Raw genomic sequence first — 16307 nt, forward strand, 5'->3', positions numbered from 1 at the left:
GTCAGTCAGTGGTGGGCACCGCGACGGCATGCCGCCGGTGCCATTGCAGTCGCACCCGGGCACCCCGGTACGCGGCCACATCCTCGGACGACGTCTCCAGGTTCTGCTGAAGGGCGGTGAGACGGCCGCCCCCGTCGAGGTCGACGAGAAAGCGCGTGGCGTCGCCCAGGTAGACCACCTCGGCGACGGTGCCGGTCGCGAAAGCCTGTTCCGGCTCGTCGGGCTCCGCGGACTCCTTCAGGACGCGGATCTTCTCGGGCCGGACACTGAAGGTGCCGGCCACGCCGACGATCCGCCGCGCGGTGTCCCCTTCGAGGAGATTGGACGTGCCGACGAAGGACGCCACGAAGGGCGTCGCGGGGCGTTCGTAGATCTCGGCCGGGGTGCCGACCTGTTCGATACGGCCCTGGTGGAAGACGGCGATACGGTCGCTCAGCGTCAGGGCCTCCTGCTGGTCGTGGGTGACGAGCACGAAGGTGATGCCGACCTCGCGCTGGAGCGCCTTGAGTTCGACCTGCATCTCCTCCCGCAGTTTCTGATCGAGCGCCCCGAGCGGCTCGTCGAGCAGCAGCACCCGGGGACGGCCGACGAGGGCCCGGGCGAGAGCGACGCGCTGGCGCTGCCCGCCGGACAGCTGGGCCGGACGCCGCTTGCCGAAGCCCTCCAGCCGCACCTCGCCGAGCGCCTTGCGTGCCCGCACCGACCGCTCCGCCCTGGGCACACCCCGGACCTTGAGCGCGTAGGCGACGTTCTGCTCGACGCTCATGTGCGGGAAGAGGGCGTAGTCCTGGAACACGGTGTGGACGTCCCGTTCGAAGGGCGCGAGGCCGGTGACCTCCTGCCCGGCGAGCTCGACGCGGCCCTCGGTGGGGGTCTCGAAGCCGGCGATCAGGCGCAGGACCGTGGTCTTGCCCGAGCCGGAGGGGCCGAGCATCGAGAAGAACTCCCCGTCCCGGATCTCCAGGTCGATCCCGGCCACGGCGGTCGTCTCCCCGAACGACTTCCGCAGGTGGTGCAGCCGGATCGCGCTTCCCTCCATGGGCGGGAACCTTTCTGGCTCGCTAGAGAGTTGACCGATAGACCGAAAACATATGAAGTCATAGTTCCAATCTCAAGGGCCCCTTGGGGTAAAGCTTGAGTCAACGTGCAAGGTGGTGGCCGTGAACCAGCAGCGCATCGACGGCGGCGCCCGCAGAGCCGTCTTCGCCCCGGTCGACAGCGGGGCACGGGTGGACGCGGTCGTGCGCAGGATCGGCGACGCCATCGAGCTCGGGCTGCTCGGCGACGGTGAGCAGCTGCCGGGCGAGAGCGAGCTGGCCGGTCAGCTCGGCGTGTCCACGGTGACTTTGCGGGAGGCGCTCATGGCACTGCGCCAGCAGGGGCTCGTCACCACCCGCCGGGGCCGCGGCGGCGGCTCCTTCGTCTCGCTGCCCGAAGCCCCGGGCGAGGAACGGCTCAAGGTGCGTCTGCACGGCTGGAGCACCGAGGAACTGCGTGACCTCGGCGACCACTGGGCCGCCCTCTCCGGTACGGCGGCGGGGCTCGCGGCCGAGCGCACGGAGCCCGAGGACCTCGTACCACTTCGGCGTACGGCCGAGGAGTTGGCGCGGGCGGAGGACGCGGCGGCGCGCAGTCGCCTCTACGGCCGCTTCCATGTGGAGCTGGCCGCGGCCGCGCAGTCGGCGCGGCTGACCCGGGAGCAGGTCGCCCTGCAGACGGAGGTCGGGGCGCTGTTGTGTCTTGTGCTGGGGGACGGCGAATATCGTGAAGAGGTGTCCGGGCGACTCCGTTTCGTCATCTCCGCGGTGCAGGATGGGGCCCACGAATCGGCCAGGGAACTGACCGAGCGATGCGTGCGGGAGTCCATGGCGCGGCTGATCGCCCTGCGTCTGTCGCTGTAGCCGCCTCGCTCGACCGGTCCCCGTCCGCTGGAGGGCAGCCATGGGCCTCGCGACGGCAATGCTCGACACGGCACCGGAGGAATCGGTCGCGGCGCGCGTCCGCTCGGCCGTGGAGACGGTCTTCGACGCCGTGGCCGCGACCCGCGCGGACACCGCGGCCCTGCTGGAACGGGTGGCCGCCGAGGGCCGCCGCCCCGCCACCGTGGACCTCGCCGCCCTGCGCCCGGGTCTTCATCTGCGGCTCGCCCGGCACGAGTTGGTGTCCGGGGTGGGCTTCGTCGCCGCGCCGGGACTGCTGACGGACGTGCCCGCGTGGCTGGAGTGGTGGCAGAGCGGCGCGGAGGGTGACGTACGGCCGCTGCTGCTCGACCTGGACCCCGAGCACTCGGCGTACGCCGACTACACGCACTGGGACTGGTTCGCGCTCCCCCGCGACACCGGGGAGCGGGCGGTGGCCGGGCCGTATGTCGACTACCTCTGCTCCGACGAGTACAGCCTGACGCTGTCGGCGCCCGTCGAGGTGGCGGGCCGGTTCGCCGGGGTGGCCGCGGCCGATGTGTATCTACGGCACTTCGAGGCGGCCGTGATGCCGATGCTGCACCAACTCCCGGGCCCGGCACGTCTGGTGAACGCCCGCGGCCGGGTCGCCGCCTCCACCGACCCGCGCCGGCTGGTCGGCTCCCTCGACAAGGGCCCGGACTTCGCGGGGGCGTTGGCGACCGGCAGGCCCGCACGGACCGGCGGGGCGCGGTTGATGCCGTGCGAGGGGGTGCCGTTGGTGCTCGTGGTGGCGGAGTGAGCCGGGAGGGGCGGCCCCGGGTGAACACCCTTGCTCCACGCGGCCCCCGACACCTACTGACGAGGCGCCGTCGACGACCTGAACGCCGACGGTGCCCGTCAGGCCTCGGGGGTGGGCACCACCGTGAGATGGGCCGCCGTGCGCCGCGGGCGGCGCCTGGTGGGAGCCGGGCGGAGCACCAGCGTCAGGCGCGTGTAGCCCAGGTCGCGCAGGGTGCGCGGGGTCTCGTCGACGACCCGGCAGTCGGTGGCGCCCCAGCGCGGGTCGGGGTGCACCAGCGGGCGTACGGAGCCGTCGTGCTCCACGGCGCGCTCGCCGACCGCGCGGATCCAGTGCGGCAGGCCGTGCCGGTAGGCGGCGTCCATGATCGGGTCCTGGGCGATGTCCCGGCGGATCGCCTGGATGCCGTGGTCGTGGCCGTGCCGCTCCACCGCGGCCGCGAAGTGCGCGAGCATCGGCAGACACCAGCGCGACTCGTGCTCACCGAGAACACTGCCGGCGTCGGGGTGGAAGAGGACGAACCGGAGGAAGTTGTCGCCCGGCATGGCCGTCGGATGCGGACCCACGGCACGGAAAAGTGACGCGAAAGCGGCGTTGGCGAGGACGACGTCCCAGCGGTGGTCAAGGACGACGGACGGGAACGGGACGGCTTCCAGGAGCGTGGCGTAGTCCTGAAGATACGCCTGGGCTTCCAGCCCCTCGGGGACGGGCCGCAGTTCCGACCGCTGCCCACCTGCCTGATACGCCATCGGGAGGTCACCCCTCTTGCCTATGCGGCCTTCACGCGGCGCCTTGATCCTGCTGCCCCGGAACGAGTGGTGTCAACTATCGTGGCATTCCGTAGCTGTTGACGGCTGAAATTGGCCACAGTTGTGGCGACACCTGGATGTGAGTTCGAACAAGGGGCTACTCTCCGGGAAGTTCACGGCGACCGCCTGTGGGTCATCGGGTGAGAGACGTAGGAGATCTGTCGGTGTCGGATGGCTTCGAGAGCCCGGACGACGCGGCAACGGTCGTGCTGAAGGCCGTCGTCGCCCGCGTCACCGCACTCTCCGACCGGCTCGGCGTACCGCACGCGCAGGTCTTCGACACCGGTCGGCTGTCCGTCGCCTCGGGTGTCCCCGAGCCCGTGGTCAAGGCCCTGCTGAGCGGGCGCCCGGCGGGTGAACCGGACGTCCAGGCGCGGTTCCTGCAGCGGCTCGACCTGTTGCGCCGCACCAGGCTCAAGCCCAACGGGCGCAAGTACACCCAGCAGGAGATCGCCGACGGCGCGGGCATGTCCCGGCAGCAGGCGGGCGCCCTGATCAACGGCGACCGGCGCCCCACCATGGAGCACTGCGACGCCATCCAGCGGTTCTTCCGGGTGCACGCCGGGTTCCTGACGGCCGAGGACCCCGAGGCGCTCGCGGGTGCGCTCCAGCACACCGAGCAGGAGCTCCTGCACAAGCTCGCCGACCGGGAGCGGGAGGCCGCCGCAGCCGCCCACGACCCGCTGGAGCGACTGCTCCAGGACCACGGCGTCCGCGGGATCGCCTGGCGGGCCGCGCAGCTGCCCACCGACCAGCACCGTGACAAGGTCGCCGAGTGGCTGGACATGCTCCTGGAGAGCGTCAAGCGGCCCGAGTCCTGATCCGGGAGACAACTGTGGGCATCGGTAAGCACATGCGCCGCCTGAGCGGCGAGTTGGTGGCGGAGCTCGAACTCGACGCCCCGGCACGGCCCGAGGACCTCTACGGTGCCCTGTGCGACGCGATGAGCAGACGCCGGGGCCGCCCGGTCCACTTCCGTACGGCGCCCTTCCCGCCCGGTACGGCGAGCGGGCTGTGGCTCGACATGGCCGACCAGGACCTCGTGGTGATCGAGGAACGCACCGCCCCCGACCACCAGTTGGTCATCCTCGGCCATGAGCTGTGGCACATGAACGCCGGCCACTGCTCCCACCACGTCGAGGGCGCCGCGGTCGCCGCCCGCCTCCTGGACGACGACGCCGATCTCCAGGCCACGGTCCGCAAGGTGGCCGCGCGTAGCCGCTTCGAGCTCGACGACGAGCGCGAGGCGGAGAGCTTCGGCCTGTTGCTGGCCAGCAAGTGCCGGACGTGGCTGGCCGGTTCATCGCTGCGGGGGCCGGTGCAGCGGGACCGTCTGGCGGGACGGATCGAGGCGTCACTGGGGTATCTGGGGCCACAGGGCTGAGCCTGCCCCGACGTCACGTCGCGCTGCGTTCGCTCGCCTCTCTCAGGTCACGCTCCCCGCGCCGTGTCGGCGAGCTGCCGGGGCCGCCGTCCCGGAGCAGTTGCCGCCAGTGGTCACGGCTCCAGTCCGCCGGAGCCGTGGTCGCCGTGAACTCCTCGACCAGCGAGACGAACCGCGTGGGATCGGTGTGGAACGGGAAGTGACCGGCGCCCTCGAAGATCTCCAGGCGGCTGCCCGGCATCGCCTCGTGCGCCCCGAAGGCGTGCCGGACGGGCACCACGCTGTCCCGGTCGCCCCACAGAAGCATGGTCGGCATGCCCTCGGTGAGGTAGCAGCGGTCGAGCATGGTGACGACCTGGCCACGCCAGTCGACGACCGCGCGCAGGGTGCGGATGAAGGCGTTGCGTGAAGTCTCGTCCGGGAGCGCGTCGACGAGGTTGAGCAGATCCGGGGCGTCCTGGCCGAGGTCGGTGTCCAGGAGCTTCATCAGGCGGACGGCGAGGCCCACTTGGAACCGCATGCCGGGCAGCCGCAGCGAGGACAGCATGAGGTGGGCGCCGGGCAGGGAGACCAGCCGCAGCACGGGGTTGACCTCGCGGCCCACACCTCCGGCGCTGACCAGGATGAGCCGCTCGGTGCGCTCGGGGAACTGGTAGGCGAACTGCATGGCCACTCCCCCGCCCAGGGAGTGCCCGACCAGGGTGGCCGACTCGATGTTCAGGGTGGTGAGCAGATCACGGACACCGTTGGCGTACGCGGCCACCGAGTAGTCGGCCCGCGGCTTGTCGGAGTCGCCGTGACCGAGCAGGTCGGGGGCGATCACGGTGTGGGTGCGGGCGAGGTCGGGAATCAGCTCGGCCCAGGTCGCCGAGGAGTCACCGATGCCGTGGATGAGGACGAGCGGCGGTCCCTCGCCCGCCATGCGGAAGGCACGGCGGTATCCGTGCACCACGCGGTACCGCAACTCCAGTTCCGCGTCGCCCACCGAGCGCAGCCGGACGGCGCGCACCGGGCGCCGGCGCGGGTCGTCGACCATGTGCTCGCCTCTCGTTCTGCCGGCCGCGGATCAACACGGCCGAAAGCCCTTCCTCCCAGCGTAGGACCGCTTTCCCTCCCGTGGTTTCGGGGAGGTTTCGCCTCCGCTAAGCGGGCGAACGCATGGGCGCGGAACCCGGATTGTCAGTGGTGGACGGCAAGCTGGACCTGCACGCCCATGTGGTGTGCGACCGACGCGCCCCGCCCGGGGGTGCGACCGACGCCGACTTGGGGAGAGCCGCCGATGCCCACCGCCGTACTGACCGACCGTGAGCGCACCGCCGTCCAGGCCTATCTGCGGCTGTTGCACACGGTCCGAGCCGCCTTCGACACCGCGGCCGGCCCGCCCGACTCCGCCCGACCACCGGTCGTCCCGCCGGCGGTCCTCGCCGAGGCCGAACAGGCGCTGGCGGACGCGGGCCTCGCGGGCAACGAGGAGGCGTTCTTCAGGCTGCTGCAGAGCTGGTGTCCGCCGGAGCCGTAGAGACGGGACGTACGACCGACGCCGCGCGCTCAGGCGTGCGGCACGGTCACCGATGTCGCGACCAGGCCGCCCTGGACCGTCCAGCGGCCCTCGAGGACGCCTCGGCGCTCGCCGCCCACCAGCGGGCCGGGGACGAGGAGTTCGGCGCGCAGAGTGCCGCCTGAGGGCTGTGCGGGGTCGACGAGGATCTCTATGTCGGCCTCGCTGAAGTCCAGCCACTTGCCGGTGAGCGGGAACCACGCCTTGTAGACGGACTCCTTGGCACTGAACAGCAGCCGGTCCCAGTGGACCGCGGGGTACGTCCCGGCGAGTTCCCGCAGCCTGACCCGTTCCCCCGGCAGGGAGACACTCTCCAGCACGCCCTCAGGGAGCGGTCCGTGGGGCTCGGCGTCGATACCGAGGGAGGCCAGGTCGGCGGCGCGGACCAGGGCGGCGGCGCAGTAGCCGTCGCAGTGGGTCATGCTGCCGGTGAGGCCGGCCGGCCACCGCGGGGCGCCGCGTTCCCCGGGCAGGACCGGCTGCGGCGGCACCCCGAGCTTCTCCATGGCCCGGCGGGCGCAGGCCCGCACGACGGTGAACTCACGCCGGCGTTTGGCGACCGCGGGGGCGATGAGCGCGGCTTCCTCGGGGTACAGCGTGGCGTTCTCCGGCTCGTCGTGACCGTGGGCCTCGACGGCCACCACCGAGTCCGGAAGGAGTTCCTCGATCACCGTGCGCCGACCTCCCCGGGCACGATCCGGCGCAGCCGTCCGGGCGGCTCCGGCCGCTTGCGCCACTCCCGCGGATAGCCCACCGACACCTCCTCGAAGCGGACACCTTCGTGCCAGGTGGTCCGCGGGATGTGCAGATGGCCGTAGACCATGGTCTCGACGCGGAACCTGCGGTGCCAGTCGGCGGTCAGCGTGGTGCCGCACCACATCGCGAACTCGGGGTACCACAGGACGTCCGTCGGGTGCCGGTCCAGCGGGTAGTGATTGACCAGGACCGTGGGCAGGTCGTCGGGGAGCGCGGCGAGTCTGCGCTCGGTCTCGGCGACCCGGGCCCGGCACCAGGCCTCGCGGGTCGGGTAGGGGTCGGGGTGCAGCAGGAACTCGTCGTTGCAGACGACGCCGGTGCCGTGCGCGTACTTCAGGCCCTGCTCCTTGGTGGTGCAGCCGGCGGGCAGGAACGAGTAGTCGTACAGCAGGAACAGCGGGGCGACGGCGACGGGGCCGCCGGGGCCGTCCCAGACCGGGTAGGGGTCCTCGGGGGTGAGGACGCCGAGCTCCCGGCACATCTCGACGAGGTGCTCGTAGCGGGCGACCCCGCGCAGGGTGACGGTGTCCTTCGGGTGGGTCCACAGTTCGTGGTTGCCGGGAGCCCAGACGACCTGGCGGAAGCGGCCGGCGAGGGTCTGCAGGGCCCAGCGGACGTCGGCGACGGTCTCGGCGACGTCACCGGCCACCAGGAGCCAGTCGTCGTCGGTGTCGGGGCGCATCCGCTCGACGAGGGAGCGGTTCTCGGGATAGCCGATGTGCAGGTCACTGACGGCCAGCAGCTGGGCCGCACCACCGGCCGTAGACGTCACCTCTCGCCCCCTCCGCGCACCGAGTGGGACCACGAGAACACATTTGTTTTCCTGGTACAAGAGTGGCCCGGGGCGGCGGGGCTTCATGATCGGGAATTCCGTAACACGGGTGTTGCACGCGTGCCCCCTGGAAAGCCGTATGATCGCCCCACCACCACCGCTCTGAAAACTTCCCCTTCGCAAGGGGCTGTTTGGTGACCCTCAAACCACCCTGCCCGGGCACGGGCCTGCTTCGCCCTGCCCGCAAACCCGAAAGGCGGCCTGCATGCTCTCTCGCGTACGCGTCTGGCTCAACCGCACGTACGCGGAGAACGTGTTCTTCATGGATCAGTTGCGGCGAAATCCCAGCGCCAGAGCCGTCGAGATCCATGCGACGCACGGAGACGCCGACTCTCCCGTGCTGGCCGCCGCGGACACCGCCGAGCTGGAGCCGGAGGGGCTGTCCCCGGCCGGTTACGTAGAGTTCGCCCTCGACCAGTGTCAGCGGCGTGGCATCGACGTGTTCGTGCCCCGGCTGCACCAGGCGGCGATCGTCGCCCACCGCGCCGACTTCGCCGCGATCGGTACGGCGCTGCTCGCACCGCCGCCGGAGGCCGTCGCCGTCTTCCACGACAAGGTCGTCGCCTACGAGGCGGTCCAGGCGGTCGGCGTTCCGGTGCCGCCGTGGTGGCGGGTGCGGACCGCGGACGAGCTGGTCGCGGCCGTGGAGGAACTGGAGGCCGACGGTCACAAGGCCTGCTTCAAGCCCGCGTCCGGCGCGGGCGGGGTGGGCTTCCGGGTCATCACACGCGCGCCCTTCTCGCTCGCGCAGCTCAACGGGTTCCCCAGCCCGTACGTGTCGCTCGACACGGTCGTCGAGGCGCTCGAGCAGGCCGACGAGCAGGTGGACTGGCTGGTCATGCCGCGTCTCGAGCAGCCGGAGGTGTCGGTGGACACGCTCACCGGGACCGACAACCGGGTGCGGCTGGCGATCGGCCGCACGAAGAACGGGCGGCGGCGCGGGTTCACCCAGCACGAGCAGTGGCTGGAACCGGCACGGCTGATCGCCGAGGGGTTCGGGCTGCACTATCTGTCCAACATCCAGTTCCGGATGTTCGGTGACCGGCCCGTGCTCATGGACGTCAACACGCGGCCTGCGGGTGGGCTGCACCAGCTCTCCCTGTGCGGGGTCAACGTGCCTTGGGCCGCTGTGCAGTTGGCGCTCGGTGAGGACACCGGGGTGATCGAGCCGCCGTTCCTGGGGCAGGACTACACGGTGGTGTCGGGGCTGAGGCAGTTGCGGCCGGTGTCGGTGCCTCATCAGCGGGTCGAGGAGGTCGAGCCGTTGCTGCCTTCCGTTCCCGCGCCTGCACATGCGGTGGAAACGGCTCAGGCCCTGCCGCTTTAGGTTGCCCGCCGGGTGCGGAGCCGTCGTGGTTGATCGCGCGCACGCGGCGGAGCCGCACATCTGACACAGCCCCGCGCCCCCAGGCATCTCACCCCCACCGGTATGGACCAATCCCGCCGCTCATCTTGACAGGCGGATTGGTCCATACCAACTTGGTTGCGCACCCCCCTGCACCTCTCTGCACTCCCGAACACCCCCATATCTTCAGGGAGATCGCGTGCGCAACCCACTCAGACGTTCCAGACTTCTCGCTCTCCTCGGTTCCGCGGCACTGGCTTTCGTCGGTGCCGTCGCTCTGCCCGGCACGGCTCAGGCGGCCAACGTCCTGACCAACCCCGGCTTCGAATCCGGGAACCTCTCCCCCTGGACCTGCACCGGCAACCTCGGCTCGGTTGTCTCCTCACCCGTGCACGGGGGCACCAAGTCCCTTCAGGGCGCGGTGAGTTCGAGCGACAATGCCCAGTGCAGCCAGACCGTCGCCGTCCAGCCGAACACGACCTACAGCCTCAGCGGCTGGGTGCGCGGCTCCTACGTCTACCTCGGCGTGAACGGCGGCGCCTCCACCTGGACCTCGTCCCCGTCGGCGTACAGCCAGCTCACCACGAGCTTCACCACCGGCGCCTCACAGACCAGTGCCACCGTCTACGTCCACGGCTGGTACGCCCAGGGCACCTACTACGCCGACGACATCAGCCTCGACGGCCCCGGCGGGGGCGGTGGTTCGGACACCCAGGCGCCGAGCGCGCCGGGGAGTCTGCGGTCCACCGGGAAGACCTCCTCCAGTGTGTCCCTCGCGTGGAACGCCTCCTCCGACAACGTCGGGGTGACGGCGTACGACGTCTACAGCGGCTCGAACCAGGTGCTGAGCGTGTCCGGCGCGAGCGCGACCGTGAGCGGCCTCGCCGCCAGTACCTCCTACACCTTCACCGTGAAGGCCCGGGACGCGGCCGGCAACGTCTCGGCGGCCTCCAACGCCGTGTCCGTGACGACCGACGCGGGCGGCGGTGGCGGGACCGGGTTCAAGCAGGCCGCCCCCTATCTCTACCTCGGCTGGGGTGATCCGCCGAGCGCGACCTCGGTGATGAGCGCGACCGGGATCAAGTGGTTCACGATGGCGTTCGTCCTCTCCTCCGGTGGCTGCAACCCCGCCTGGGACGGCAGCAGGCCGCTGACCGGCGGCAACGACCAGTCCGTCATCAACTCGATCCGGTCCGCGGGCGGTGACATCGTCCCGTCGATCGGCGGCTGGAGCGGCAACAAGCTCGGTCCGAACTGCTCGACCCCCGAGGCGCTGGCGGGTGCCTACCAGAAGGTGATCGACGCGTACGGCCTCAAGGCCATCGACGTCGACATCGAGAACACGGACGAGTTCGAGAACGCGACCGTGCAGGACCGGATCCTGAACGCCCTGAAGATCGTCAAGGCGAACAACCCGGGCCTGCGGACCATCCTCACCTTCGGCACCTCGACGACCGGGCCGACGTACTGGGGCAACCGGCTGATCGAGCAGGCCAAGGCGCTGAACGCGAACATCGACGTCTTCACGATCATGCCGTTCGACTTCGGCGGCGGCAGCGACATGGACGGCAACACCGTGAACGCGGCGGAGGGCCTGAAGACCAAGCTGAAGTCGACCTTCGGGTGGGACGACGCGACGGCCTACGCCCACGTCGGGATCTCCGGCATGAACGGGCTCAGTGATCAGCAGGAGTTGACCAGCACGGCGATCTGGACCCAGATCCGTGACTGGGCGAACTCTCATCACATCGCCCGGCTCGCGTTCTGGTCGGTCAACCGGGACCGGCCGTGCCCGGGCGGCGGAGTGACGAGCAACTGCTCCGGCATCAGCCAGAACAACTGGCAGTTCACCTCGATCACGGCCGGCTTCACCGGCTGAGGACGCGCGAGGTCCCCGGCGCCGTATGGCTGCCGGGGACCTCCGGTCCTCCCTCAGCCCCGTGCCGCGAGCGCCTCGCGCCACACCGGGCTGTCGACGTAGTGGTTGTCGAACCGCGCCGAGGAGTCCTTGATCTCCTGCGGATCGGCCTCGCCGCGCATCACCCGGCCGAGCAGCCGCAGGTAGTCGAAGCGGCCCGCGCCCGGCGTGAAGACGAACAGCACGTCGGCCGTCCTGCCGGGCGCGGCGGCGAAGGCGTGCGGGGTGTGCGGCGGCACCACGAGGAAGTCGCCCGCCTCCAGGACGGTGATCTCCTCGCCCACCAGCACCTGGAGCGCTCCGTCGATCACGAAGAACATCTCGGAGGCCCTGGTGTGCAGATGCGCGGGCGCGCCGACCGCACCCTCGGCGAAGGTCGACCGGTAGCCGGTGAGCCGCCCGCCGGTGTGGTCGGAGTCCGCGAGGAGCGTCATCACGCTGCTCGGGTCGCGGGTCGTCTCGGCGTCGGCGGCGCGGGTGAGGATCGGGGGGAAGTCCGTGGTCCGCGCGAGCTCGTTCTTCTTCGTCGTCGTCATGCCTACGACGTTACGGAGCCGACCGACCGGCGGCGGGGGGCATTTCCCGGCCGGAATCATGGGTCAATTCCGGCTCGGGTGCCCCGCCTCACGGGCCTCGGGCGAGGAGCCTCAGAACCGCCCCGACCCCCGGTACAGCTCCAGCTCCCCGTCCAGCTCGACCGCCAGCACCGTGGCGTAGGGATCGAGGTCCGCGCCGGCCGGCGGATCGATCCACAGCACTCCGACCGCCTCGTGCAGCCCGCCGACCACCTGGTGCGCCAGCTCGGTACCGGTGCCGAGGACGGTGACCTTGCGGACCGGTGTGGCCAGGCCGCGTACCCCGATCTCGGCACGCGGGACGTCGAACAGGGTGAGGTAGAGGGTGCGGCGGTCCGCGGAGAGCGTGCTCGGCCCGTAGTGGTGCCCCGCGGGCAGCCCGCGCACGGTCCCGTACACGGCCTCGGAGTGCTTGCGGATCCACTCCCCCAGACCCTCCAGGCGCTCCACCTGAGGCTCGGGGATGGTGCCGTCCTCCCTCGGGCCGACGTCGAGCAGCAGATTGCCGCCCCCGCCGATGGTCTCGGTGAAGTAGCGGATCAGCTGAGCGAGTGACTTGTGGTGGTGATCGTGGTGCTGGTAACCCCACGAGTCATTGATCGTCAGGCACAACTCCCAGGGACCGTCGGGCGGTTCGATGGGAGCGCCCTGTTCGGGGGTGGCGTAGTCGCCCTCGCTGAGCATCCGCGCGTTGAAGACGACGTCCGGCACGTACGACCGTATGAGCGCGGCGAGTTCGGGGATGCGCCACTGCTCCTCGCTGCGGTCCCACTCGCCGTCGAACCACATCAGGTCGGGCCGGTAGCGGGAGGCGAGCTCCCGGATCTGGCCGTCCCGGTAGGCGATGAACCGCTCCCAGGCCGCCAGGTCCTCGTCCTCGGCGGCGACCTCGGAGTAGCGGTTGTCCTCCTGCTCCGGCGGGCGGCCCGGCTTGCGCGTGGAGGCGTAGTCCGGGTGGTTCCAGTCGGAGTGGGAGTAGTAGAAGCCGACCTTGAGGTCCTTCTCGCGCAGGGCCTCGGCGTAGGGGCCGACGTAGTCCTTGCCGAGGTTCAGGTCGCCGTACTCCGTGTCCCACAGGGCCACACCGTCATGGTGACGGGTCGTCAGCACGGCGTACCTGGCGCCGGCCCGGGCGAACAGGTCGGCCCACGCACGGGGGTCGTACTTGGCCCCCGTGAAACGCTCCAGCTGGGACATGTACTGATCGTGCGGGACGATGTCGTCGTAGAACGACCAGGACTCCTGGACGCCGTCCACGGCGTAGATGCCCCAGTGGATGAAAATCCCCAACTTGGCGTCGGTGAACCAGGGTTGCATCGTCACGGGTCACCCCCTCCGCAGGCGGAGCGTCAGCACCTGGAACGGCCGCAGCGAGACGGGCACACCGCCGTCGGCGACCTCGGCCGTCTCGTCCTCCAGCGGGCGCTCCAGCAGGTCGGTGACCTGGGCGCCGGCGAGCGGGAAGCCCGTGCGCAGCACGCCCTGGGCGCGACCGCCGCCCGACTCGTACAGCCGGACCACGACGTCACCGGACCCGTCGTCGGCGAGCTTGACCGCCTCGACGGTCACGCCCTCGCCGTCGACCGAGACGACCGGCTTGGGGGCACCGGCCGCGTCCGCCACCCGGAGCGGGAGGTTGAGGGAGTAGCCCTCGGCGACGGTGTCCTCGATGCTCGCGCCGGGCAGCAGCGCGTAGGTGAAGCGGTGCGTGCCCTGGTCGGCCTCAGGGTCCGGGATGCGCGGGGCGCGGACCAGGCTGAGCCGGACCGTGGTCGTCGTACCGCCGTCCTCCCGGACGGTACGGGAGACGTCGTGGCCGTAGGTGGAGTCGTTCAGCACGGCGACGCCGTAGCCCGGTTCGCCGACGTGCACCCAGCGGTGGCCGGAGACCTCGAAGCGGGCCGCCTCCCAGCTGGTGTTGGTGTGCGTGGGCCGCTGGATGTGGCCGAACTGGATCTCCGCGGAGGAGTGCGCGGCCCGGACGTCCACCGGGAAGGCCGCCTTGAGGATCTTCTCGGCCTCGTGCCAGTCGATCTCGGTCTCGAAGTCGATCCGGGGGCTGCCGGCGCGCAGGGTGATGGTCTGGGTGATCGTCGAGCCCTTGCCGAAGGCCCGCGTCACACGGATCGCGCCCAGCAGCGGGTCCGCCGAGACGACCTCGACCGACGTGGGCTCCAGGAGATCGGTGTACCGGTTGTTGTAGTGCTTGTCGATGTCCCAGGCGTCCCAGTAGTTCGGGAGGTCGGTGTGCAGGCGGAGCAGGTTGCCCTTGTCACCCAGGACTTCGCGCTGGGCACGCAGGTCGTACACGGACGACAGGGTGCCGTCCTCCGCCACCTCCACGCGCACCAGACCGTTGTCGAGGACCCGACCCTCGGCCTTCACGGCCCGGGCGGGCTCCGCGTTCGTCAGCGGCGCGCTGCCGCTCGCGGGCACCTCGACGTACGCCAGTGCGCCCTCGGACGTGCGGACCACCTCGGCCCGGTCGAACGGGCTGGTGTTGAAGACCCGGGTGCCACCGGCGCCCAGCGCGGCCACCGCCTCGGCGGTCAGCGCCTCCAACTCCGCGGCCACGCGGGCGTATTCGGCCTCCGCCTCGCGGTGCACCCAGGCGATCGAGGAGCCCGGCAGGATGTCGTGGAACTGGTGCAGCAGGACCGTCTTCCACAGGCGGTCGAGCTTCTCGTACGGGTACGCGTAGCCCGGCGCGTGCAGCGCGGCCGTCGTCGCCCACAGCTCGGCCTCGCGCAGCTTGTGCTCGGAGCGCCGGTTGCCCTGCTTGGTGCGGGCCTGCGAGGTGTAGGTGGCGCGGTGCAGCTCGAGGTAGAGCTCGCCGACCCAGACCGGGGCGTCGGGGTACTCCTCGCGGGCCTTGGCGAAGAACTCGTCGGGGTGCTCGACGACGACCTTGGGCGAGCCCTCCAGATCGGCGAGGCGTCGCGCCCGCTCCATGATCTCGCGGGTGGGGCCGCCACCGCCGTCGCCCCAGCCGAAGGGGGCCAGGGAGCGCGTTCCGCCGCCCTTCTCGTTGTAGTTGCGGACCGCGCGGTCCATCTCCTCGCCGCTGAAGCGGGCGTTGTAGGTGTCGACGGGCGGGAAGTGGGTGAAGATCCGGGTGCCGTCGATGCCCTCCCACCAGAAGGTGTGGTGGGGGAACTTGTTGGTCTGGTTCCAGGAGATCTTCTGGGTGAGGAACCAGTCGTTGCCGGCCAGCTTGGCGAGCTGCGGGTAGGCGGCGGTGTAGCCGAAGGAGTCCGGCAGCCAGACGCCCTTGGTCTCGACGCCGAAGTGCTCGATGAAGAACCGCTTGCCGTGGATGAGCTGGCGGGCGATGGCCTCGCCGCCGGGCAGGTTGCCGTCGGCCTCGACCCACATGCCGCCGACCGGGGCCCACTGGCCCTTCTTCACGGAGTCCTGGATGCGGGCCCAGACGTGCGGGTAGTTGTCGCGGACCCACTCGTACTGCTGGGCCTGGGAGCAGGCGAAGATGAAGTCGTCGTACTCGTCGGCGAGCGCGGTGACGTTGGAGAAGGTGCGGGACGTCTTGCGCTTGGTCTCGCGGATGGGCCAGAGCCAGGCGGAGTCGATGTGGGCGTGGCCGACGCCGGAGACCGTGTGCGCGCTGGCGTGGGCGGGCTTGGCCAGCACGGGTGCGAGGACCTCGCGGACCGCCGCCGCGCTGCCGGAGACGTCGTCCAGGTCGAGGGCGTCCATGGCCCGGTCCAGGGCGTGCAGGATCTCGTGGCGGCGGGGCTCGTGCTCGGCGAGGTGGACCATGAGCTCGCGCAGCACCTGCAGGTCCAGGTCGAGGTGGAAGACCTCCTCGTCGAGGACGGCGAGGTCGGCGCGCTGGAAGGTGTAGAGGGGCGCGGAGCCGGCCGTGAGCTTGTCGCCCATCGGCGTGACCTTGGAGAAGTTGTCCTTGAGGATGTCCGGGTTGGAGGCCGCCTCGACCAGGTAGTCGATCTCCTCGCCGCCGTTCGCCGGATTGGCGATGGGGACGTACTGGTTGAGCGGGTTGACGGCCTTCAGGGGGCGGCCGTCGGCGAGGTGGACCAGGGCCTCGGCCTGGTTGCCGGGCCAGTCGCCGACGAAGCCGAGGTCGATGACCGCCTCGACGCGCCTGCCGGCCCACTCGGCGGGCACCCGGCCGCGCATCCGGAACCAGGTGGTGCCCCAGGGCGGGCCCCAGAGGGTGTCCATCGCGAAGGGCGTGTAGCGGGCGGCCGCGGCCTCCTCGAAGGAGACCGGCTCGCCCGGCGCCTGCCAGGCCTCGACCTCGAAGGGGACGGTGGCCGCGTAGATCGCGGGCGTGATGCGCTGGTCGTGGGCGCGCTGGACGCGCTCCTCGATGCGGCGGCGTTCGTCGTGCATGAAGGGTCTCCAGGGAGGGAGAGAGCGAGCTGTGGGGCCGACAGGCGAGGGGAAAG

15 protein-coding genes are annotated in these 16307 nt (G+C 70.9%); 7 read left to right on the forward strand and 8 right to left on the reverse strand.

Annotated features, from left to right (window positions below):
* Position 1: 1 nt before the first annotated feature.
* Complete coding sequence (locus ACIBJB_RS16070) at positions 2 to 1039, reverse strand: ABC transporter ATP-binding protein (protein ID WP_398930805.1); 1038 nt, start codon at positions 1037 to 1039, stop codon at positions 2 to 4.
* Positions 1040 to 1160: 121 nt separating this feature from the next.
* Here ACIBJB_RS16070 and ACIBJB_RS16075 point away from each other — a divergent pair, with 121 nt between their 5' ends.
* Together ACIBJB_RS16075 and ACIBJB_RS16080 are read left to right on the forward strand one after the other, a co-directional pair.
* Positions 1161 to 1901, forward strand: a complete 741-nt coding sequence (locus ACIBJB_RS16075) for a FadR/GntR family transcriptional regulator (protein WP_398930807.1) — start codon at positions 1161 to 1163, stop codon at positions 1899 to 1901.
* Positions 1902 to 1941: 40 nt separating this feature from the next.
* Positions 1942 to 2700, forward strand: a complete 759-nt coding sequence (locus tag ACIBJB_RS16080; protein WP_398930809.1) for a cache domain-containing protein — start codon at positions 1942 to 1944, stop codon at positions 2698 to 2700.
* A 98-nt stretch (positions 2701 to 2798) separates the two neighbouring features.
* Here ACIBJB_RS16080 and ACIBJB_RS16085 read toward each other — a convergent pair whose 3' ends face one another.
* Positions 2799 to 3449, reverse strand: coding sequence for a hypothetical protein (locus tag ACIBJB_RS16085; protein WP_398930812.1), 651 nt, complete (start codon positions 3447 to 3449; stop codon positions 2799 to 2801).
* Positions 3450 to 3673: 224 nt separating this feature from the next.
* Here ACIBJB_RS16085 and ACIBJB_RS16090 point away from each other — a divergent pair, with 224 nt between their 5' ends.
* Positions 3674 to 4330 carry a helix-turn-helix domain-containing protein gene (locus ACIBJB_RS16090; RefSeq protein WP_398930814.1) on the forward strand — a complete coding sequence of 219 codons (657 nt, stop codon included), beginning with the start codon at positions 3674 to 3676 and terminating at the stop codon, positions 4328 to 4330.
* Positions 4331 to 4362: 32 nt separating this feature from the next.
* Positions 4363 to 4893: a toxin-antitoxin system, toxin component gene (locus ACIBJB_RS16095; protein WP_398931025.1), complete on the forward strand. Its 531-nt coding sequence runs from the start codon at positions 4363 to 4365 to the stop codon at positions 4891 to 4893.
* Between the two features lie 13 nt (positions 4894 to 4906).
* Here the strand turns inward: ACIBJB_RS16095 and ACIBJB_RS16100 are convergent, their stop codons facing one another.
* Complete coding sequence (locus ACIBJB_RS16100; RefSeq protein ID WP_398930816.1) at positions 4907 to 5929, reverse strand: alpha/beta fold hydrolase; 1023 nt, start codon at positions 5927 to 5929, stop codon at positions 4907 to 4909.
* Between the two features lie 243 nt (positions 5930 to 6172).
* Between ACIBJB_RS16100 and ACIBJB_RS16105 the strand changes: the two genes are divergently transcribed.
* On the forward strand, positions 6173 to 6412 hold the full coding sequence (locus tag ACIBJB_RS16105) for a hypothetical protein (protein WP_398930818.1): 240 nt from the start codon (positions 6173 to 6175) through the stop codon (positions 6410 to 6412).
* 29 nt (positions 6413 to 6441) lie between these two features.
* On the opposite strand, the gene ACIBJB_RS16110 is transcribed toward ACIBJB_RS16105, so the two are convergent.
* Both ACIBJB_RS16110 and ACIBJB_RS16115 read right to left on the reverse strand, forming a co-directional pair.
* Positions 6442 to 7122, reverse strand: coding sequence for a 4'-phosphopantetheinyl transferase (locus tag ACIBJB_RS16110; protein WP_398930820.1), 681 nt, complete (start codon positions 7120 to 7122; stop codon positions 6442 to 6444).
* Positions 7119 to 7979 (reverse strand): metallophosphoesterase family protein, encoded by an 861-nt coding sequence (locus ACIBJB_RS16115; protein WP_398930822.1) that lies wholly within the window; start codon positions 7977 to 7979, stop codon positions 7119 to 7121. Before ACIBJB_RS16115 ends, ACIBJB_RS16110 begins: the two co-directional genes overlap by 4 nt.
* A 265-nt stretch (positions 7980 to 8244) precedes the next feature.
* On the opposite strand from ACIBJB_RS16115, the gene ACIBJB_RS16120 reads away from it, so the two are divergent.
* Together ACIBJB_RS16120 and ACIBJB_RS16125 are read left to right on the forward strand one after the other, a co-directional pair.
* Positions 8245 to 9366 carry an ATP-grasp domain-containing protein gene (locus ACIBJB_RS16120; RefSeq protein WP_398930824.1) on the forward strand — a complete coding sequence of 374 codons (1122 nt, stop codon included), beginning with the start codon at positions 8245 to 8247 and terminating at the stop codon, positions 9364 to 9366.
* 217 nt (positions 9367 to 9583) lie between these two features.
* Entirely contained in the window at positions 9584 to 11263 is a 1680-nt protein-coding gene (locus ACIBJB_RS16125) for a carbohydrate binding domain-containing protein (protein WP_398930826.1), read from the forward strand.
* Between the two features lie 53 nt (positions 11264 to 11316).
* Here ACIBJB_RS16125 and ACIBJB_RS16130 read toward each other — a convergent pair whose 3' ends face one another.
* The 3 genes from ACIBJB_RS16130 to ACIBJB_RS16140 all read right to left on the reverse strand — a co-directional run bounded on the left by ACIBJB_RS16130 (position 11317) and on the right by ACIBJB_RS16140 (position 16251).
* On the reverse strand, positions 11317 to 11838 hold the full coding sequence (locus ACIBJB_RS16130) for a cupin domain-containing protein (protein WP_398930828.1): 522 nt from the start codon (positions 11836 to 11838) through the stop codon (positions 11317 to 11319).
* A 111-nt stretch (positions 11839 to 11949) separates the two neighbouring features.
* The gene (locus tag ACIBJB_RS16135) at positions 11950 to 13200 is read right to left on the reverse strand and encodes an alpha-L-fucosidase (RefSeq protein WP_398930830.1); all 1251 of its coding nucleotides are present in this window, start codon (positions 13198 to 13200) and stop codon (positions 11950 to 11952) included.
* A gap of 3 nt (positions 13201 to 13203) precedes the next feature.
* Positions 13204 to 16251, reverse strand: coding sequence for an alpha-mannosidase (locus ACIBJB_RS16140; RefSeq protein ID WP_398930832.1), 3048 nt, complete (start codon positions 16249 to 16251; stop codon positions 13204 to 13206).
* Positions 16252 to 16307 lie beyond the last annotated feature (56 nt).

This window comes from Streptomyces sp. NPDC050759 (assembly GCF_044456945.1).
GTDB lineage: Bacteria > Actinomycetota > Actinomycetes > Streptomycetales > Streptomycetaceae > Streptomyces.